We start from the raw sequence: 19151 nt of genomic DNA, 5'->3' as shown, positions 1-19151 counted from the left end.
GGACGGCGGCTCGGAAGTCCTGAGCCTGACCCTGCCCGCCATCATCACCACCGACCTGCGCCTGAACGAGCCGCGCTACGTCACGCTGCCCAACATCATGAAGGCCAAGAAGAAGCCGCTGGAAACCGTGAAGCCCGAAGACTTGGGTGTGGATGTTGCCCCCCGCATCAAGACCCTCAAAGTGGTGGAGCCGCCGGTGCGCAGCGCCGGTATCAAGGTGGCCGATGTGGCTGCATTGGTCGACAAATTGAAAAACGAAGCGAAGGTGATCTAAATGACTTCTCTTGTAATTGCCGAACACGACAACACATCCATCAAAGCTGCCACGCTCAACACCATCACAGCAGCCCTGCAATGCGGTGGCGATGTGCATGTACTCGTTGCTGGCCACAACGCAGGCGCTGCGGCTACTGCGGCCGCGCAAATCGCTGGTGTGGCCAAAGTCATCCATGCCGATGAAGCCGGTCTGGCCCATGGCCTGGCCGAGAACGTCACGGCGCAAGTTCTCTCCATTGCCTCCGCCTACAGCCACATCGTCTTTGCCGCCACAGCTTCGGGCAAGAACATCGCCCCGCGCGTGGCCGCCAAGCTCGATGTCGGCCAGGTGAGCGACATCACCAAGGTGATCAGTCCCGACACCTTTGAGCGTCCCATCTACGCCGGCAATGCCATGGCCACCGTGCAGGCGACGGACGCCACCAAGGTCCTGACAGTGCGCACCACCGGCTTCGACCCGGCAGCAGCTACCGGTGGCAGTGCCGCCGTGGACAGCATCGCTGCCGTTGCCGCCGCTGCCAGCGTGAGCTTCCTGGGCTCCGAGATTGCCCGCAACGACCGCCCCGAACTGACCAGCGCCAAAATCATCGTCAGCGGTGGCCGGGCCTTGGGCTCCAGCGAGAAGTTCACCGAGATCATCACGCCGCTCGCTGACAAGCTCGGTGCGGCCATGGGTGCCAGCCGTGCCGCGGTGGATGCGGGCTACGCGCCCAACGACTGGCAAGTGGGCCAGACCGGCAAGATCGTCGCTCCCCAGCTCTATGTGGCTTGCGGCATCAGCGGCGCCATCCAGCATCTGGCCGGCATGAAGGACAGCAAGGTGATTGTGGCCATCAACAAGGATGCCGAAGCACCCATCTTCAGCGTGGCCGACTATGGCCTGGTGGCTGACCTCTTTGAGGCCGTGCCTGAACTGGTCAAGGCGCTGTAATTTGCACAGCGTACAAGGGCATCCATTGAGGTGCCCTTTTTTTTCGAATTTTTATCTGTGGAGTCATCATGAGTTACACCGCCCCCGTCAAGGACATGCTGTTCAACATCGAACACCTGGCCAACATTGAGCAGATCGCGCAGATCCCGGCCTTTGCCGATGCCGGTCTGGATACCGCCCAGGCCGTGCTGGAAGAAGCTGCCAAGTTCAACGAGGGCGTGCTCGCCCCGCTCAACTGGACCGGCGACCAGCACCCCACCAGCTTCAAAGACGGTGTGGTCACCGCAACCCCCGGCTTCAAGGAAGCCTTCAAGCAATACGCCGAGGCCGGTTGGCAAGGCCTGCAGCACCCCGCAGACTTTGGCGGCCAGGGCCTGCCCAAGACCATCGGTGCGGCCTGCATCGAGATGTGCAACAGCGCCAACATGAGCTTTGCCCTGTGCCCGCTGCTGAGCGACGGCGCCATTGAAGCGCTGCTGACCGCCGGCTCGGACGAGCTCAACGCCGTTTACCTGGAAAAGCTCATCAGCGGCACCTGGACCGGCACCATGAACCTGACCGAGCCGCAAGCCGGCTCTGACCTGGCTGCAGTGCGCACCCGCGCCGAGCCGCTGCCCGACGGCAGCTACAAGGTGTTTGGCACCAAGATCTTCATCACCTGGGGTGAGCACGACATGGCCGACAACATCGTGCACTTGGTGCTGGCCCGTGTGCAGGGCGCACCCGAAGGTGTGAAGGGTATTTCTCTCTTTGTAGTGCCCAAATTTCTGGTGAACGGTGACGGAAGCCTGGGCGCACGCAACGATGTGCACTGCGTGAGCATCGAGCACAAGATGGGCATCAAGGCCAGCCCCACCGCTGTTCTGCAGTACGGTGACCACGGCGGCGCCATCGGCTATCTGGTGGGCCAGGAAAACCGGGGCCTGGAGTACATGTTCATCATGATGAATGCGGCCCGCTACGCCGTGGGCGTGCAGGGCATTGCGATTGCCGAGCGCGCCTACCAGCAGGCCGTAACCTTCTCGCGCGACCGCATCCAGAGCCGCCCGGTGGATGGATCGCTGCCTGCTGCAGGCCCCATCATCAACCACCCCGATGTGCGCCGCATGCTCATGACCATGCGTGCTTACACCGAAGGCTGCCGCGCCATGGCCACCACAGCCGCCAGCGCCTATGACGCCGCCCACCACCATCCTGATGCTGATACGCGCAAAGCCAACCAGGCCTTCTATGAATTCATGGTGCCGCTGGTCAAGGGCTATAGCACCGAGATGAGCCTCACCGTGACCTCGCTGGCCGTGCAAGTGCATGGCGGCATGGGCTACATTGAAGAAACCGGTGTGGCCCAGTACTACCGCGATGCCAAGATCCTGACGATTTACGAAGGCACCACCGCCATCCAGTCCAACGACCTGGTGGGCCGCAAAACGGCGCGCGACGGCGGCCAGACAGCCAAGGGCATTGCCGGCCAGATCGAGACGACTGAAGCCGAACTGCTCGCAAGCGGCACAGCCCACGCACTGGCCGTGGCCAAGCGCCTGAAGGCCGCACGTCTGGCCTTCCTGGACGTGGTGGACTTTGTGGCCGGCAACACCAAGGCGAGCCCGAATGCCGTGTTTGCTGGCAGCGTGCCGTATCTGATGCTCGCCGGCAATCTGATGTCGGGCTGGCAAATGGCGCGTGCCCTGCTGGTGGCCGAGAAGGCCGTGGCTGCCGGCAACGATATGGCCTTCATGCAGGCCAAGGTCACCACTGCGCGCTTTTATGCCGACCACATCCTGAGCCAGGCGCCCGGTGTGCGCGACGCCATTGTGGACGGCTCGGAAAGCGTCACCGCCATGGCGCTGGACGCGTTCTAAAACCTGGGGACCACCATGTCAAAACTGCCACCGCCTCTGGACCGTTTGCCTTTTCCGGTGATCGGCTCGCCCCTCTTCATCATCAGCAACCCCAAACTGGTGATTGCCCAGTGCATCAATGGCGTGGTGGGCTCCATGCCCGCACTCAACGCCCGGCCTGCCGAGCAGTTGGAAGAGTGGCTGATCGAGATCACCGAGGCGCTGGCAGCGCACGACAGGGCGCATCCCGAGAGCCCGGCCGCGCCCTTTGCCATCAACCAGATCGTGCACAAGAGCAATGCGCGGCTGGAGCACGACATGGCCCTGTGCGTGAAGTACAAGGTGCCCATCATCATCACCTCGCTGGGTGCGCGCGAAGACGTGAACGCGGCCGCGCATTCCTATGGCGGTGTGGTGCTGCACGACATCATCAACAACAAGCATGCGCACAAGGCGATTGAAAAAGGCGCCGACGGCCTGATCGCCGTAGCCGCTGGGGCCGGGGGCCATGCGGGCGTAAAAAGCCCGTTTGCCCTGGTGCAGGAAATCCGCCAGTGGTTTGACGGCCCGCTGGCGCTCAGTGGCGCCATTGCCACCGGCGATGCCGTGCTGGCGGCGCAGGCCATGGGTGCGGACTTTGCCTATATTGGCTCGGCCTTCATTGCCACCGAAGAGGCGCGCGCTGTGCAGGAGTACAAGCAGTGCATCGTGGCCAGCGACTCGGATGACATTGTCTATAGCAACCTGTTTACCGGCGTGCACGGTAACTACCTGGCGCCCAGCATTCGCGCTGCGGGCATGGACCCCGACAAGTTGCCGGTAAGCGACCCCAGCGCGATGAACTTTGCCGGCGACAAGGCCAAGGCCTGGAAAGAAATCTGGGGTTGCGGCCAGGGCATTGGCGCCGTGACCCAGGTGCAGTCGGCGTCCAGCTACATTGCGCAGCTCAAGCGCGAGTATGCTGCGGCACGCGCCCGAATACTTTAACAAGAGAGACAAACCCCATGATGTGGATTGACCTGGTGGCCGTGCTGGCCGTGCTGCAATTTATTGCCTTCGGTGTGATGGTGGGCGGTGCCCGCGGCAAATACGGCGTGCATGCGCCCGCCACAAGCGGGCATCCGCAGTTCGAGCGCATGTACCGGGTGCATATGAACACGCTGGAGTTGTTGGTGCCGCTTCTGCCTGCCATGTACCTGGCAGCCCGTTACTGGTCGCCCAGCCTGGTGGCCCTTGGTGGTGCGGTGTACCTGGTGGGTCGGCTGGTGTACTGGCGCGCCTACAGCAAAGACCCGGCCAGCCGTACCCTGGGTTTCGCTTTGAGCATCTTCCCGATACTGGCCATGCTGCTTGCGGTGTTGGTGGGCCTTGTGCTCAAGGGCAGCGCCTACTAAGCTGGCACAGGGCTGTGTCAGGGCGCAGCCGGTGGAGCAAAGCGCGTGAGGCGTGGCGCATCGCCGGCCGTCCACACCGCCTCTTTTTGCATCACGGCGGCAAAGGCCGCTGAATCTTCAAAGGCCTGCAGCCACTGGCGCAGACGCGGCCAGTCTTGTGCGGCAAACCATGGCAAGTCGGTATGCGCAAACTGGCGCACAAAGGGTGCAATCGCCGCATCCACCAAGCCCCACTGTGAGCCGCCCAAAAACGCCTGCCGTTGCAGGCGCAGCTCCCAAGCCTGCAGGACCTTGCAACCTTCAGCACGCGGCGCCTGTCCGTCGACAAGCCCAAAGCGGGTCGGGTATTTATAGCGGTCCAGGGCTTGCTTGAAGGGGCCGTCATTGGTGGCTATGCAGGCCAGGGTATCGTCGATGGCAACGTCGTCCGTGGGCAGCCATTTCAAGGGGTCATGTTGCTGCAAGGCCCAGTGCATGATCTCCAGGCTCTGCTCCAGCACCGGTCCATCGGGCAGCACCAGCACCGGCACCGTGCCCTTGGGTGACGCCTGCAGCAGGGCAGGGGGCTTGTCTTTCAACAGGATCTCGCGCAGTTCCACTTCCAGGCCACTGGCCTGCAGCGCCAGGCGTGCGCGCATGGCATAGGGGCAGCGGCGAAAGGAGTACAGGACCGGCGCGCGCATGGCTCAGGTATCACCAATATGCGTCTGCTGGCGCGCCTTCGCCAGCTCCCACTGGCGCTGGCGTTCGCGGGCGCCGTTCTTCTGCGCGTCCGAGGTGCTGGCGTGGCAGCGCGGGCAACTTACACCGGCTTCATACAAAGGGGAGTCTGTTGCGCCTGGCTCCAGCGGCTGGCGGCAGGCGCGGCACAGGGCGTGCGGCCCGGGCTTAAGGCCGTGGCCCACGGATACGCGTTCGTCAAACACGAAGCACTCGCCCGTCCACAGGCTGTCTGCGGGCTCCACAGTCTCCAGGTATTTGAGGATGCCGCCTTCGAGATGGAAGACCTCTTCAAAGCCCTGCGCGCGCAGGTAGGCGGTGGACTTTTCGCAGCGTATGCCGCCGGTGCAGAACATGGCCACTTTGGGTTTCTTGCCGGATGCCGCCGCCGCGAGTTGCGGCTGCGCATCCAGCCAGGCGGGCAGCTCGGCAAAGGTTTTGAGCTGCGGGTTGATGGCGTGGGCAAAGCTGCCAATCTCCACCTCGTAGTCGTTGCGCGTGTCCACCACCACCACCTCCGGGTCAGCAATCAGTGCGTTCCAGTCAGCCGGTTTGACATAGGTACCGGCCATGTGGGTGGGGCTGATGCCGGGCACCTGCATGGTGACAATTTCTTTCTTGAGCCGCACCTTCATGCGGTGAAAGGGTGCCTTGTGCGACCACGACTCCTTGTGCTGCAAGTCGGCCAACAGCGGGTCTGCGCGCAGATAGTCCAGCACGGCACGCACATCGTCCGCCGCACCTGCGATGGTGCTGTTGATGCCCTCGCTGGCCAGCAGGATCAGGCCTTTGACCTGGCGCTGCTGGCACAAGGCCAGCAGCGGCGGCTTGCGGGATTCGAAGTCGGGCAGGGCGACAAATTTGTAAAAGGCTGCGGTCAGGTACGGGGCGGACATGCCCCTATTTTGCAACGTCCATCAGGCAGGCCAGGTGGACCCGTGTTCAGGTACCAGGGCGCGCCAACCCAGCGTGTGCTCGATGCGCGCGCGCAAGGTGTCGGACGCGGCGCGCTCGCCGTGCACCACGTACACCTGCGCGGGGGCTGCGGGCATGGACTTCAGCCAGTCCATTAGTTGCCCACCATCGGCATGTGCCGAGGCGGATTGCAGTGTCACCACCTCGGCCTGGACCGCCACATCGCGCCCGTGGATGCGCACACTGCTGGCGCCGCTGGCCAGGGTGGCACCGCGCGTGCCGGGGGCCTGGTAACCGGTGAGGATGACCATGTTGCGCTCTTTACCCGCATGCTGCTCCAGGTGGTGCAGCACGCGCCCGCCGGTGGCCATGCCGCTGGCCGACAGAATCACCATGGGGCCGTGGCGCGCGGCCAGGGCCTTGGACTCATCCACGCTGCTGACCATGGTGGCGCTGTGGGTGAGGGCCCGCACCTCGCTGGCGTTCAGGCGGTGTTCGCCGGGGTGGTGTTCAAACAGGTGGGTGGTGTGCACGGCCATGGGGCTGTCCAGGAAGACGGGCAGGGCGTGTGGAACCTCGCCGCTGGACTTGAGCTGGTGGATGGCATGCAGCAAGGCCTGGGCGCGGCCCACGGCAAACACCGGTACCACGGCCACACCGCCGCGTGCGGCCAGGCGCTTGAGGGCCGGGCCCAACTCGGCCAGCAAGGTGTCTGCAGGGTGGCTGCGGTCGCCGTAGGTGGATTCGATGAGGACGGTATCGGCCATGGGCGGCCGGTCGGGTGGGAGCATCAGGCTGTCATCGGGGCGGCCCAGATCGCCAGAGAACAGGATGCGACGGCCCGCCACTTCCAGCAGGATGCTGCAGGCGCCCAGGATGTGCCCGGCCGAGCTGAACGTGGCGCGCCAGCCGGGCAAGGGCGAGAAGGCCTGGTGCAGAGGCACAGCCCGGATGTGCGGCAGGCAGTCCAGCGCATCCTGGCGGGTGTACAGGGGCAGGGCCGGTGTGTGTTTGGAGAAGCCGTGGCGGTTGGCAAAGCCGGCGTCTTCTTCCTGCAGGTGACCGCTGTCGGGCAAGAGGATGGTGCACAGGTCGCGCGTACCGGCGGACGCAAGCACCGGGCCGGCAAAGCCCTCTTTGACCAGCAGGGGCAGGTAGCCGCTGTGGTCCAGATGGGCATGGGTCAGCAGCACCGCCCCCACTGCATTCGGCAGCACCGGCAGCGGCGTCCAGTTGCGCAGGCGTAGCTGCTTGTAGCCCTGGAACAGGCCACAGTCCACCAGCAGGCTCTCGTTGCCATGCCGGACCAGGTACTTGGAGCCGGTAACCGTGTCGGCCCCGCCCAGAAAGCTGATGTTCACGCCCATGGTGCACCTCCAAAGAAAAATGCCGCCAGGCCCTTTTATAGACCTGGCGGCATGGCTTGGATAGCGACTGGCGCAATCCTGGCTGGATTAGCTGAAGAAACTCTTCAAACGGTCCGACCAACTATCGCCTGAGGGCGAATGCTTGCTGCCACCCTTCTTGAAGGATTCATCAAGCTCGCGCAGCAGCTTGCGCTGGTGCTCGCTCAGCTTGACCGGCGTCTCTACCGCGATGTGGCAGTACAGGTCGCCAGGGTAGCTGGCACGCACGCCCTTGATTCCCTTGCCGCGCAGGCGGAACTGCTTGCCGGTCTGCGTGCCCTCGGGAATGTCGATGGCTGCCTTGCCGGCCAGCGTGGGCACGTCGATCTCGCCACCGAGTGCGGCTGTCACCATGCTGATGGGCACCGAGCAGTGGATGTCATCGCCATCGCGCTCGAAGATGTCGTGCTTCTTCAGGCGGATCTCGATGTACAGGTCACCGGCCGGGCCGCCATTGGTGCCGGGCTCGCCGTTACCTGCGCTGCGGATGCGCATGCCGCCGTCAATACCGGCAGGGATTTTGACTTCCAGCGTCTTCTGGCGCTTGATCTTGCCCTGGCCGTGGCAGGCTGCACACGGTTCGGGGATGACCTTGCCATTGCCGCGGCAAGTGGGGCAGGTTTGCTGCACGCTGAAGAAGCCCTGGCGCATCTGCACCGTGCCTGCGCCGCTGCAGGTGCTGCAGGTCTTGACCTGGGTGCCAGGCTTGGCGCCGCTGCCCTTGCAGGTGTCGCAGCTGTCCCAGCTGGGGATGCGGATTTGCGCGTCCTTGCCATGGGCAGCTTCTTCCAGGGTGATTTCCATGGCGTAGCTGAGGTCGCTGCCACGGAACACCTGGCGGCCACCGCCGGCGCCAGGACGGCCACCGCGCTGCTGGCCGAACATGTCGCCAAAGATATCGCCAAAGGCTTCGGCAAAGCCGCCGTAGCCCTCACCACCGCCGCCGCCACCGCGGTTGGGGTCCACGCCCGCATGGCCATACTGGTCGTAGGCGGCGCGCTTTTGCGCGTCCGACAGCATCTCGTAGGCTTCTTTGGCTTCCTTGAATTTCTCTTCGGCGGCTTTGGTCGTATCACCCTGGTTGCGGTCCGGGTGGTGCTTCATCGCCAGCTTGCGATAGGCCTTCTTGATGTCCTCTTCGCTGGCGTTCTTGGGCACGCCCAGCGTTTCGTAATAGTCTCTTTTGGCCATGTTAAATCGGGGTCAATCCGCGACAAAAAATACAACACAAAAGCCGCGTTGGGTCACCCAAGGTGGCCAACGCGGCGCGCATGTGGCGAATACACGCCAAAGGGGTTTAGCCCTTCTTGACTTCCTTGACTTCAGCGTCCACAACGTTGTCGTCTGCGGGCTTGGCTGATGCCTGGCCTGCCTGCTCGGGCGCAGCTTCAGCACCACCGGCTTCAGCAGCCTGCTTGGCCTGCATGTCGGCGTACATCTTCTCGCCCAGCTTCTGGCTCACGGTCATCAGCGCTTCGCTCTTGGCTTTGATGGCGTCCTTGTCTTCCGACTTCAGGGCGTCTTCGACTTCCTTGATGGCGGCTTCGATCTTTTCCTTCTCACCGGCGTCCAGTTTGTCGCCGTACTCGGTCAGGCTCTTCTTGACGCTGTGGGCATTGGCTTCGGCCTCGTTCTTGGCCTGCACCAGTTCCAGCTTTTTCTTGTCGTCGGCGGCGTTGATCTCGGCGTCCTTGACCATCTTCTGGATTTCTTCTTCCGACAGGCCGGAGTTGGCCTTGATGGTGATCTTGTTTTCCTTGCCGGTGCCCTTGTCCTTGGCGCCCACGTGCAGGATGCCGTTGGCGTCAATGTCAAACGACACTTCGATCTGCGGCGTGCCGCGCGCGGCCGGCGGGATGCCTTCGAGGTTGAACTCGCCGAGCAGCTTGTTCACCGCTGCAATCTCGCGCTCACCCTGGAACACCTTGATGGTCACGGCCGGCTGGTTGTCGTCGGCAGTGGAGAAGGTCTGGGCAAACTTGGTCGGGATGGTGGTGTTCTTGGTGATCATCTTGGTCATGACACCGCCCAGGGTTTCGATACCCAGGGACAAAGGTGTCACGTCCAACAGCAGCACGTCCTTGCGGTCACCGCTCAAGACCTGGCCCTGGATGGCAGCGCCCACGGCCACGGCTTCATCGGGATTCACGTCCTTGCGGGGTTCACGGCCGAACAGCTCCTTGACCTTCTCTTGCACCTTGGGCATGCGGGTCATACCGCCGACCAGGATCACGTCATGGATGTCGGCCACGTTCACGCCAGCGTCCTTGATGGCGGTGCGGCAAGGCGCAATGGTGCGCTCGATCAGCTCTTCAACCAGGCTTTCCAGCTTGGCGCGGGTGAGCTTGATGCTCAGGTGCTTGGGGCCGGAGGCGTCAGCCGTGATGTAGGGCAGGTTGATGTCGGTCTGGCTGCTGCTGGAGAGCTCGATCTTGGCCTTTTCGGCGGCTTCCTTCAGGCGCTGCAGGGCCAGCACGTCCTTGGCCAAATCAACGCCCTGGTCCTTCTTGAACTCGGCAATGATGAAGTCGATGATGCGCTGGTCAAAGTCTTCACCACCCAGGAAGGTGTCGCCGTTGGTGGACAGCACTTCGAATTGCTTTTCGCCATCGACATCGGCGATCTCAATAATGGACACGTCAAAGGTGCCGCCGCCCAAGTCATACACAGCAATCTTGCGGTCGCCCTTTTCGTTTTTGTCCAGGCCGAAGGCCAGGGCCGCAGCCGTGGGTTCGTTGATGATGCGCTTGACGTCCAGACCGGCAATGCGGCCAGCGTCCTTGGTGGCTTGGCGCTGTGCGTCGTTGAAGTAGGCCGGCACGGTGATGACGGCGTCGGTGACTTCTTCGCCGAGGTAGTCTTCGGCGGTCTTCTTCATCTTGCGCAGGATGTCAGCCGACACCTGCTGGGGAGCCATGCGGTTGCCGCGCACTTCGACCCAGGCGTCACCGTTGTCGGCAGCGGCAATCTTGTAGGGCATCAGGTCGATGTCCTTTTGCACTTCTTTTTCCGTGAACTTGCGGCCGATCAGGCGCTTGACGGCGTACAGCGTGTTCTTGGGGTTGGTCACCGACTGGCGCTTGGCGGACGCGCCCACCAGCACTTCGCCGTCTTCCTGGTACGCAATGATGGACGGGGTGGTGCGCGCGCCTTCGGCGTTCTCGATCACCTTGGGGGTGTTGCCCTCCATGATGGCCACGCAGCTGTTGGTGGTGCCGAGGTCAATGCCAATGATTCTTCCCATGATGTACTCCTAGCTATTCAAAAAAATTCAGATGTCCATAAAGTGTGGACGGATATTCGGCTTTCAAGCCCTGCGCGCCAGCGGCGCGCTGCCTGGCTGGTATTTATTTGGGGGCGGACACCGTCACCAGGGCCGGGCGCAGCACGCGCTCCACGATCGAGTAGCCCTTTTGCAGCACGCTGACCACGGTGTTGGCTTCGTGCTCGGAGGGCACCACGCTGATGGCCTGGTGTTGGTGCGGGTCAAACTTGGCGCCGGGGGCCGGGTTGATGGCGATCACCTTGTTGCGCTCCAGTGCGGCAATGAGTTGGCGCAGCGTGGCTTGGGCACCTTCGCGGATTTGCTCAGCGGTGGCGTCCTTGATGATCAGGCCGGCTTCCAGGCTGTCGGCCACGGGCAGCAGGCTTTCAGCAAAGCCTTCCACGGCAAACTTGCGGGCCTTGCTGATTTCTTCTTCGGCGCGGCGGCGGGCGTTTTCGGCATCGGCCTTGGCGCGCAGGTACTGGTCGGCCAGCTCCGAGCTCTTGGCCTGCAAGGTGGCCAGTTCGGCCTGCAGGGTGGCCATGGCATCGGCCTCATTGGCGTTCAGGGCCGCAACCAGTTCTTCGGGGCTGGGCTGGTTGGACTGGGGAGGGGTGGGGTTGGAGGCTTGTTCAGACATGCTTGTAAATCGTCCTGCAGATAAAACGTTGCCCCGCAGGTGGGGGCAATCAAAGCGCTTTCAAGAGCCCTGCGCTGCCGGCAGCAGCACAGGTGGCACGGGCCGCTGTTTAGCCGGCTACGCCCAGCAGTTCCACGTCGAACTTGAGGGTGGCATTGGGCGGAATCACGCCACCGGCGCCACGTGCGCCATAGCCCAGTGCTGCGGGGATGATCAGGGTGCGCGCGCCGCCCACCTTCATGCCGGCCACACCTTCGTCCCAGCCCTTGATGACCATGCCGGCACCCAGGCCGAACACAAAGGGGTCACCGCGGTCTTTGCTGGAGTCGAACTTGCTGCCCTGGGTATCGTCGTTGTAGAGCCAGCCGGTGTAGTGCACCTTGACCTGCTGGCCGGCAACGGCCTCGGCGCCCTCGCCCACGGTGGTGTCCAAATACTGAAGTCCGCTTGCTGTGGTTTGCATGAATGATCCTTTGGTTTATCTGGCCGCTGCTGCGGCGCCTGACTGCGGCGCGAGCGGAAAAGCCCTAAATTATGCCGCAAGCCTCTGCCGGGGCTTCGTGCCCTGCAGGCTATTTGACCGGCCGGGAAACGCCTGCAGCCCATTTGCTGGCAAAGGCGGGCAGTTCACCCAGGCGTTTGGCAAGGTCTGCGCCCGCAGGTGTCAGGACATAGCCGACGCCTTCGTGGTGGACCAGGCCGGCTTCGCGCAATTCCTTGATGCGCGTGTTCAGGGTGTTGGGCGTGATGCCGCCCACGCTGTCCTGCAAAAGGCGAAAGGTCTGTGCATGGCCATCGCGCAGTGCCCAGAGTACCCGCATGGCATAGCGTGACTCCAAAAGGCTGAGCAATTGGCCCATGGCAGCCGAATCCTTTGCACTCATTCATTCAACCTTTGTTCTTGCACTGTTTGCACCAGCTTAGCGGAATTCGGGGCCTGCTACAAGAATCATAGCTAGCCGGGCCAAGGATGTAAAAAGGCAGGCCTGTCACCCTTGTCAGCCGCTGGGCTCGGTGCTAAGGTTGCCGCATATCATGAGCGCAACCGGCTATGGAGAAAATACATGGAATACAACTTTGACCAGGTTCACAACTACTATGAACGTCTGGTATTTGAAGAGGTGGCTCGCCGCGCCCATGCCCCTGAATACGAGGACTACACAGCCGACATGCTGGCTGACGTGGCCTGTCTCTCACTGAACCGCTTGCCCGCACGCTACGTGCGCCACGATGTGGACATGATGTTCTACCTCACGGAACCTGAGCGCCAGGCCATGCAGCAGGCGCTGGATGAAGTGATGCAGTTTTCATTCGCCCTGGTGCGCGAACGCACGGCACGCGCAACCCGCTGATACTTCCTTCCGGGGCCTTGCTGCAAACGGCACGTGGCCGTCAGACCAGAACCACCTTGCCCTGTGCGTCCCGGAGCCACGCGGCGCGCTGAAGTCCGCGCAGCGCACTGCCGATGCGCAGTTCCTGGGCGTTTTGCACGTCTTGCAGGCTGAGGCGCTTTTCCACAATGCCCGGGCAGCGCGCGAGCAAGCGCCCACGCAGCACACCTGAGAGCACGCCGCTGGCCAAAGGGGGCGTGTACCAGTGCCCGTTCAGCTTGGCGAACAGGGTGCTGCGCGCACCTTCGGTGACTTCGCCCTGCGCGTTCAAAAACAGCGCATCAAACGCACCGTGGGCCATGGCCTTCTGGATGGCTGCGTCGTAGGCCGTGCGCAAGGAGGTTTTGTGGTTCAGCAATGGGGCTTCCTGCGGCGGCACTGCGTTATTGCTCAGTACCAGCCGGGCCGCTCCCGCAGGCAAGGGAGCCACTGCAGCATGCTGCCAGCGCAGGCCGCCGTCGTGCTGCAGGTCCAGCCGCAGGCGCCAGGTCTGTGACGCATCCAGCGCCTGCACTTGCTGCGCCAGGGCCGCCCGCACGGTGGCCTCGTCCATCTGAAAGCCCAAAGTCCGCGCGCTGGTCTGCAGGCGCTGCAGGTGCTGCACCAGATGGCGTACCTGCCCGCGGCTGACGCGCAGGGTTTCGAACAGCGTAAAGCCCGGGTCCATGCGGGTGAGAAAGCGGGCCTTGGCTTGGGTTTCGGCAAACTCGTCCTGGGCTTCAGAGTCCAGCACAATGCCGCCGCCCACACCCAGGGTGGCTGGGCGAAGTCCCTGGGCCTCTGGCCCCAGCAGGAGCGTGCGTATGGCCACCGACAGGCAGAAGCCACCCACGGCTTCTCCGGCTTGCGGTGCATCTACCCAGCCGATGGCGCCGCAGTACAGGCCGCGCGGCTCGGACTCCAGCTGGGCAATCAAGTCCATGGTGTGCACCTTGGGAGCGCCTGTGATGGACCCGCAAGGGAAAAGGGCGCGCAGCACCGCAGGGAAGTCCAGGCCGGGTAAGAGGGTGGACTCTACGGTGGAGGTCATCTGGTGCACGGTGCGGTAGGTTTCCACCGCAAACAGCTTGGGTACGTGCACCGAACCGATCTCGGAGATGCGGCCCAGGTCATTGCGTAGCAGGTCCACGATCATCACGTTCTCGGAACGGTTCTTGGCGTCATGTGCCAGCCAGTGGGCCCGCGCTGCGTCCTGTGCGCTGTCGGCCAGGCGCGAGGCCGTGCCCTTCATGGGCCGGGTGGTGAGGTGGCCTTTCTCGTTGCGCACAAACAGCTCGGGCGAGCTTGACAGCACCCAGTGGTCTTGTGGCAAGGCGGCCAGCACGCCAAAGGCCACCGGCTGCATGGCGCGCAGGCGGCGGTACAGGCCCACGGGCGTGCCGTAGTGCGAGCCGTGCTTGTTGAAGGTGTAGTTGACCTGGTAGGTCTCGCCCTGGCTGATCAGGCTGCGTATGCGCGCGATGTCGGCGTTGAAGCGTGCGGCGTCCACGTTGGGCTGCAGGTCGCAGATACCCGCAGGGGTTGGCGCATCACTCCCATCTCTTGCCGCCAGCCATTCGGCAACAGCCTCAGTGGACAGGTGTTGCAGGGTCTGGAACATCAGCACCCGAAGGCTGCTGCCATCACTCTTTGGCAGATGCCTGTGCCCGGCCTGCAGCAGCTTGGCGCCCCATTCGTAGTCGGCAAAGACGGCGGCATGCAGGCCACGCGCCTGGTCGGCGGCAACGGCCTGCCAGACGGCGTCCAGATTCAGCGGGTTGGTGCAGCGGTGCTCGCGCACGAATGCGCTGTACAGCCTGCTGGTGGGTGCTGCCGCGGTGGCGTGGCAGTCGTCCAGCAGGACAAAGACAGTGTCCAAATCAACTCCCGATACAGAGGCCGTGGGCGAAAAGCCCACGTTCCCTATTACAGCGTGTCAGTGAAGCTGCGCAGTTTGTCGGAGCGACTTGGATGTTTCAGTTTGCGCAAAGCCTTGGCTTCGATCTGGCGGATGCGCTCACGCGTCACGTCAAACTGCTTGCCCACTTCTTCCAGGGTGTGGTCGGAGGTCATCTCGATACCGAAACGCATGCGCAGCACCTTGGCTTCGCGGGGCGTCAGGCTGTCCAGGATGTCTTTGACCACATCGCGCAGACCGGCCTGCATGGCGGCTTCCATGGGGGCGGTGTTGGCACCGTCTTCGATGAAGTCACCCAGGTGGCTGTCGTCATCGTCACCAATCGGCGTTTCCATGGAGATGGGCTCCTTGGCGATCTTCATGATCTTGCGGATCTTGTCTTCCGGGATCTCCATCTTCTCGGCAAGCACCGAGGCATCAGGCTCGAAGCCAAACTCCTGCAGGTGCTGGCGGCTGATGCGGTTCATCTTGTTGATGGTTTCGATCATGTGCACCGGAATACGGATGGTGCGGGCCTGGTCGGCAATCGAGCGCGTGATGGCCTGGCGAATCCACCAGGTGGCATAGGTGGAGAACTTGTAGCCGCGGCGGTATTCAAACTTGTCCACCGCCTTCATCAGGCCGATGTTGCCTTCCTGGATCAGATCGAGGAACTGCAGACCACGGTTGGTGTACTTCTTGGCAATCGAGATCACCAGACGCAGATTGGCCTCGATCATTTCCTTCTTGGCCGCGCGGCTGGAGGACTCGCCCGAATTCATGCGCTTGTTGATGTCCTTGAGCTGGGCCAGGGGCACCACCACCTGCGACTGCAGGTCGGTGAGCTTTTGCTGGATGTCCTGCACTGGCGGAATGTTGCGGCCCATCACGGCGGCCCAGGGCTTGCCGGATGCGGCCTGCTTCTCGATCCACTTCAGGTTCAGGAGGTTGCTGGGTGCGGGCTGGTTGTGCTTGTCACGGCCGCTGAATTCGGCAATGAACTGTTCCTGCGGGTAGCCGCATTTGTCCACGATGATGCGGCGCAGTTCGCGTTCTTTCTTGCGCACGTCATCCACCTGGCCGCGCACCATGTCGCACAGCTTCTCGATGGCCTTGGCGGTGAAGCGGATGGTCATGAGCTCTTCGCTCAGGGCCTTTTGCGTCTTGACGTAGGCGGGCGTACCGTAGCCTTCCTTGTCATAGATTTTGTGGATTTTCTCGAACAACTCGCGCAGCTTGTCAAAGCGCTCCAGCGCCTGCTTCTTGAGTTCTTCGAGCTTCTTGGTCAGCGCCTTGGAGCCGCCCTTGCCGTCGTCGTCGTCGCCTTCGTCGAATTCGTCGAAGTCTTCTTCGGCCACATAGTCATCGGCCTCGTTGGGGTTGGAGAAGCCGTCCACCACGGTGGTGATGACGACCTTGCCTTCGCGGATTTCTTCGCCCAGGCGCAGGATTTCGGCAATCGTGGCAGGAGACGCGCTGATGGCCTCCATCATGGCCATCAGGCCGCCTTCGATGCGCTTGGCGATCTCGATTTCGCCTTCGCGGGTGAGCAGCTCGACCGTGCCCATTTCGCGCATGTACATGCGCACGGGGTCGGTGGTACGGCCGAACTCGCTGTCCACGGTGGACAGGGCCGCTTCGGCTTCTTCTTCGGCTTCTTCCACGGTGGCGGCGGTGGACACATTGTTGTTGAGCAACAGGGTTTCCGCATCCGGCGTCTGCTCGTACACGGCCACACCCATGTCGTTCAACATGGAGATCACCACTTCGAGTGTTTCAGCGTCGATCAGCTTGTCGGGCAGGTGGTCGGAGATTTCGCCGTGTGTCAGGTAGCCGCGGGTCTTGCCCAGGGTGATCAGGGCCTTGAGGCGCGCGCGGCGCTTGGCCATGTCTTCTTCGGACAGCACGGTCTCGTCCAGACCGAATTCCTTCATCAAGGCGCGTTCTTTGGCCTTGCTGATCTTCATGCGCAGGGGCTTGACTTTCTCGCCCGTGGCCGTGGTGGCAACTTCGGGCTCGCCTACCAGGTCGGCTTCAATGTCGGACATGTCCATGTCATCGCCGCCACCTGCGGGGGCCGCTGCAGCCTTGGGCTTGCGGCCGCGCTTGGCGCCGGTGGCCGGAGCAGTGCCCTCAGTGGCCGCCGCTTTGGGCGGGCGACCGGGTTTCTTTTTGACTACGATTTCTTCGGTAGCGGCAGCAGCAGCGGCTTTGGTAGCAGTTTTGGACACAGGCACAGGTTTCGCTTTCTTGTCGGTCTTGGCGGCCGTTTTGGCGGCGGACTTGGCGGCGGTCGGAACTGGCTTGGCTGATTTTTGAACGGGCATGCGAAAACCTCGGGTCATCAAAAAAAATATCGGGCGAACAGATCGAACGCCAACCGGGTCGCGCTTTACGGCCTCAGGTGGCAGGGTGGGAAGTCTTCCCAAGGCAAGATGTGAGGGCGAACATTTGGAATGCAATCCTTGCGGTGTGGTGGCCTGCTGAGAACGGTGTCTGCATGTGGCCTGTACCGGAGGTGTTGCTGTCGCTCTTGCCGAATCAACCTTGGATTATACCTTCGGTTTGTGCTTTTTCCAGCACGGCCATGAGTTCTACCCTGCGTTCGCGCAGGGTTTTGTAGCGCTGCAACGCGGATGGGTCGGACTTGGCGGCCTCGATGGCCTCGGTCTCCTGGGCCTTGATGTCATCCACCAGCATGCGGTTGAGCAGGTCGCGCAGTTCCGGGGCGGACTCGTCCATGGGCTGCACCGGAATGGCCGGTCCGGACATCAGGCGCAGCACCAGTTCCTCACCTGGGTGCTCGCGCAGTTGCTCGCGCAGGGACTCCCAGGGCATGGCGCCGTGCTCATGCATTTGTCCTTCCAGCCAGGCCAGCAGCGGACCATGCGGCTCGGGCAGATGGCACAGCAGGCTGTGGTCTTCATTGCTCAGTGTGTCCCACAGGGCCGACTGGCCCAAGAGAATGCGGGTGGCATGGTCGGCGCGGCTGGCCGGTTGCGAGCGGCCACCGGGGCGGCTGGTGCTGCGGCTCTGTGCGTAGCTGTTGCCATATCCCTTGCCTTGCGCGTAGCCACCCTTGCCATAGCCGTCTTGACCGAACTTGCCTTGGCCTTTTTTCCAGCCGCCTTCGCGTGCGGGCTTGGCACTGGGGGCCTGCGGGTTCCACAGCTCGGAGAGCTCGCGCCCGGTGAGCTGCACCAGGTCGGCAATTTCGCCCAGCAGTTGCATCTTCAGCGCCCCTTCGGGCATCACCGTCCACAGTGGCTTGGCGTTGCTGGAGAGGTGGGCGCGGCCCTCGGCGGTGTTGAGGTCCAGGCCCTCGCGCGCCGACTCGATCAGAAAGCGGCTCAGCGGCGTGGCCTCGGACACGTAGCGGGCAAATGCCTCGCGGCCATTGGCGCGGATAAAGCTGTCCGGGTCGTGTTCGGCCGGCAGAAACAGGAATTTGATGCTGCGCACGTCCGATGCAAAGGGCAGGGCGCCATCCAGCGCCTTGCGCGCGGCGCGCCGTCCGGCGCCATCGCCATCAAAGCTGAAGACCACCGAATCGGTGAAGCGAAACAGCTTTTGCACGTGTTCGGTGGTGCAGGCCGTGCCCAGTGTGGCCACGGCATTGGGAAAGCCCAGTTGCGCCAGCGCCACCACGTCCATATAGCCTTCGGTGACCAGCACATAGCCCTGCTCGCGCAGGGCGGCTCTGGCCTCAAACAGGCCATACAGCTCGCGGCCCTTGCTGAACACCGGGGTCTCGGGAGAATTGAGGTATTTGGGTTTGTCATCGCCCAGCACGCGTCCGCCAAAGCCTATGCACTCGCCCTTGATGTTGCGGATGGGGAACATGACACGGTCGCGGAAGCGGTCATAGCGTTTTTCATCGGCACCGTCTTCCTCCGCCGTGCTGATCACCAGGCCACTCTCCACCAACAAGGGGTCGTCGTAATGCGGGAACACGCTGGCCAGGCTGCGCCAGCCCTCGGGCGCATAGCCCAGGCCGAACTGCTTGGCCACCTCACCCGACAGGCCGCGGCCCTTGAAGTAGGCAATGGCGCGTTCGGACTCCCGCAGGGCTTTGCGGTAGGCGTCGCCGGCCTGCTCGAGCACGCTGGTGAGGGTGTGCTGCTTCTCGCGCTGCTCCTGGGCGCGCTGGCGGTCTTGTGGCGTGCCTTCTTCCTCGGGCACCTGCATGCCGTATTGCTGGGCCAGGTCTTTCACCGCCTCGATGAAGGTCATGCCGGCATGGTCCATCAGGAAGCTGATGGCGTTGCCGTTCTTGCCGCAGCCAAAGCAGTGGTAGAACTGCTTGGTGGGGCTGACCGAGAACGAGGGCGACTTCTCGCCATGGAAAGGGCACAGGCCCATGAAATTGGCGCCAGCCTTCTTCAGTGGCACATAGCGCCCGACGATCTCCACCACGTCAGCGCGGGCGACGAGTTCCTGGATGAAGGTTTGGGGAATGGCCATGGGGGCAATTATGCGGACAAGGTTCTGGTCGCTTT

The 19151-nt window shown here is 62.9% G+C and carries 17 protein-coding genes; 6 read left to right on the top strand and 11 right to left on the bottom strand.

Features of this window, described 5'->3' with window-relative positions:
• The 5 genes from DIC66_RS03570 to DIC66_RS03550 all read left to right on the top strand — a co-directional run.
• Window positions 1-274 (top strand): electron transfer flavoprotein subunit beta/FixA family protein (locus DIC66_RS03570; RefSeq protein ID WP_420820473.1); only part of this gene is annotated, 274 nt, incomplete at its 5' end.
• Window positions 275-1207: an electron transfer flavoprotein subunit alpha/FixB family protein gene (locus tag DIC66_RS03565; protein ID WP_117174050.1), complete on the top strand. Its 933-nt coding sequence runs from the start codon at window positions 275-277 to the stop codon at window positions 1205-1207.
• A 68-nt stretch (window positions 1208-1275) separates the two neighbouring features.
• A complete protein-coding gene (locus tag DIC66_RS03560) occupies window positions 1276-3066 on the top strand; it encodes an acyl-CoA dehydrogenase (RefSeq protein WP_117174048.1) in 1791 nt (596 codons plus the stop codon).
• Window positions 3067-3081: 15 nt separating this feature from the next.
• Complete coding sequence (locus DIC66_RS03555; protein WP_117174046.1) at window positions 3082-4032, top strand: NAD(P)H-dependent flavin oxidoreductase; 951 nt, start codon at window positions 3082-3084, stop codon at window positions 4030-4032.
• A gap of 17 nt (window positions 4033-4049) precedes the next feature.
• On the top strand, window positions 4050-4439 hold the full coding sequence (locus tag DIC66_RS03550) for an MAPEG family protein (RefSeq protein WP_117174044.1): 390 nt from the start codon (window positions 4050-4052) through the stop codon (window positions 4437-4439).
• Window positions 4440-4456: 17 nt separating this feature from the next.
• On the opposite strand, the gene DIC66_RS03545 is transcribed toward DIC66_RS03550, so the two are convergent.
• The 8 genes from DIC66_RS03545 to DIC66_RS03510 all read right to left on the bottom strand — a co-directional run bounded on the left by DIC66_RS03545 (window position 4457) and on the right by DIC66_RS03510 (window position 12269).
• Window positions 4457-5122, bottom strand: coding sequence for a glutathione S-transferase (locus DIC66_RS03545; protein WP_117174043.1), 666 nt, complete (start codon window positions 5120-5122; stop codon window positions 4457-4459).
• 3 nt (window positions 5123-5125) lie between these two features.
• Window positions 5126-6055, bottom strand: coding sequence for an oxygen-dependent tRNA uridine(34) hydroxylase TrhO (gene trhO, locus DIC66_RS03540; RefSeq protein WP_117174041.1), 930 nt, complete (start codon window positions 6053-6055; stop codon window positions 5126-5128).
• Between the two features lie 21 nt (window positions 6056-6076).
• Window positions 6077-7441, bottom strand: coding sequence for an MBL fold metallo-hydrolase RNA specificity domain-containing protein (locus DIC66_RS03535; protein WP_117174039.1), 1365 nt, complete (start codon window positions 7439-7441; stop codon window positions 6077-6079).
• A gap of 87 nt (window positions 7442-7528) precedes the next feature.
• Window positions 7529-8671, bottom strand: coding sequence for a molecular chaperone DnaJ (dnaJ, locus tag DIC66_RS03530; RefSeq protein ID WP_117174037.1), 1143 nt, complete (start codon window positions 8669-8671; stop codon window positions 7529-7531).
• Window positions 8672-8777: 106 nt separating this feature from the next.
• Complete coding sequence (gene dnaK / locus DIC66_RS03525; protein WP_117174035.1) at window positions 8778-10724, bottom strand: molecular chaperone DnaK; 1947 nt, start codon at window positions 10722-10724, stop codon at window positions 8778-8780.
• Between the two features lie 103 nt (window positions 10725-10827).
• Window positions 10828-11385, bottom strand: coding sequence for a nucleotide exchange factor GrpE (gene grpE / locus DIC66_RS03520; RefSeq protein WP_117174033.1), 558 nt, complete (start codon window positions 11383-11385; stop codon window positions 10828-10830).
• Window positions 11386-11494: 109 nt separating this feature from the next.
• Window positions 11495-11848, bottom strand: a complete 354-nt coding sequence (locus DIC66_RS03515) for an FKBP-type peptidyl-prolyl cis-trans isomerase (RefSeq protein WP_117174031.1) — start codon at window positions 11846-11848, stop codon at window positions 11495-11497.
• Between the two features lie 109 nt (window positions 11849-11957).
• Window positions 11958-12269 (bottom strand): winged helix-turn-helix transcriptional regulator, encoded by a 312-nt coding sequence (locus tag DIC66_RS03510; protein WP_117174030.1) that lies wholly within the window; start codon window positions 12267-12269, stop codon window positions 11958-11960.
• Window positions 12270-12449: 180 nt separating this feature from the next.
• Here DIC66_RS03510 and DIC66_RS03505 point away from each other — a divergent pair, with 180 nt between their 5' ends.
• On the top strand, window positions 12450-12737 hold the full coding sequence (locus DIC66_RS03505; protein ID WP_117174028.1) for a late competence development ComFB family protein: 288 nt from the start codon (window positions 12450-12452) through the stop codon (window positions 12735-12737).
• A 40-nt stretch (window positions 12738-12777) separates the two neighbouring features.
• Here the strand turns inward: DIC66_RS03505 and pabB are convergent, their stop codons facing one another.
• The 3 genes from pabB to dnaG form a co-directional block, all read right to left on the bottom strand.
• Complete coding sequence (pabB, locus tag DIC66_RS03500; RefSeq protein WP_117174026.1) at window positions 12778-14634, bottom strand: aminodeoxychorismate synthase component I; 1857 nt, start codon at window positions 14632-14634, stop codon at window positions 12778-12780.
• 47 nt (window positions 14635-14681) lie between these two features.
• Entirely contained in the window at window positions 14682-16979 is a 2298-nt protein-coding gene (gene rpoD, locus DIC66_RS03495) for an RNA polymerase sigma factor RpoD (protein WP_117174024.1), read from the bottom strand.
• A gap of 214 nt (window positions 16980-17193) precedes the next feature.
• Entirely contained in the window at window positions 17194-19116 is a 1923-nt protein-coding gene (gene dnaG, locus DIC66_RS03490; protein ID WP_117174022.1) for a DNA primase, read from the bottom strand.
• Between the last annotated feature and the right edge of the window lie 35 nt (window positions 19117-19151).

The organism is Rhodoferax lacus, from assembly GCF_003415675.1.
In the GTDB taxonomy this organism is placed as follows: Bacteria; Pseudomonadota; Gammaproteobacteria; order Burkholderiales; family Burkholderiaceae_C; genus Allorhodoferax; species Allorhodoferax lacus.
Note: the sequence above shows the minus strand (reverse complement) of the source record. Positions and strands in the feature narration are given on the sequence as shown.

What these genes read in the sequence shown, in the direction of transcription:
- DIC66_RS03565 (WP_117174050.1), top strand. Translation starts at nt 275, where the DNA reads ATGACTTCTCTTGTAATTGCCGAACACGACAACACATCCATCAAAGCT.
- DIC66_RS03560 (WP_117174048.1), top strand. Translation starts at nt 1,276, where the DNA reads ATGAGTTACACCGCCCCCGTCAAGGACATGCTGTTCAACATCGAACAC.
- DIC66_RS03555 (WP_117174046.1), top strand. Translation starts at nt 3,082, where the DNA reads ATGTCAAAACTGCCACCGCCTCTGGACCGTTTGCCTTTTCCGGTGATC.
- DIC66_RS03550 (WP_117174044.1), top strand. Translation starts at nt 4,050, where the DNA reads ATGATGTGGATTGACCTGGTGGCCGTGCTGGCCGTGCTGCAATTTATT.
- DIC66_RS03545 (WP_117174043.1), bottom strand. Translation starts at nt 5,122, where the DNA reads ATGCGCGCGCCGGTCCTGTACTCCTTTCGCCGCTGCCCCTATGCCATG.
- trhO (WP_117174041.1), bottom strand. Translation starts at nt 6,055, where the DNA reads ATGTCCGCCCCGTACCTGACCGCAGCCTTTTACAAATTTGTCGCCCTG.
- DIC66_RS03535 (WP_117174039.1), bottom strand. Translation starts at nt 7,441, where the DNA reads ATGGGCGTGAACATCAGCTTTCTGGGCGGGGCCGACACGGTTACCGGC.
- dnaJ (WP_117174037.1), bottom strand. Translation starts at nt 8,671, where the DNA reads ATGGCCAAAAGAGACTATTACGAAACGCTGGGCGTGCCCAAGAACGCC.
- dnaK (WP_117174035.1), bottom strand. Translation starts at nt 10,724, where the DNA reads ATGGGAAGAATCATTGGCATTGACCTCGGCACCACCAACAGCTGCGTG.
- grpE (WP_117174033.1), bottom strand. Translation starts at nt 11,385, where the DNA reads ATGTCTGAACAAGCCTCCAACCCCACCCCTCCCCAGTCCAACCAGCCC.
- DIC66_RS03515 (WP_117174031.1), bottom strand. Translation starts at nt 11,848, where the DNA reads ATGCAAACCACAGCAAGCGGACTTCAGTATTTGGACACCACCGTGGGC.
- DIC66_RS03510 (WP_117174030.1), bottom strand. Translation starts at nt 12,269, where the DNA reads ATGAGTGCAAAGGATTCGGCTGCCATGGGCCAATTGCTCAGCCTTTTG.
- DIC66_RS03505 (WP_117174028.1), top strand. Translation starts at nt 12,450, where the DNA reads ATGGAATACAACTTTGACCAGGTTCACAACTACTATGAACGTCTGGTA.
- rpoD (WP_117174024.1), bottom strand. Translation starts at nt 16,979, where the DNA reads ATGCCCGTTCAAAAATCAGCCAAGCCAGTTCCGACCGCCGCCAAGTCC.
- dnaG (WP_117174022.1), bottom strand. Translation starts at nt 19,116, where the DNA reads ATGGCCATTCCCCAAACCTTCATCCAGGAACTCGTCGCCCGCGCTGAC.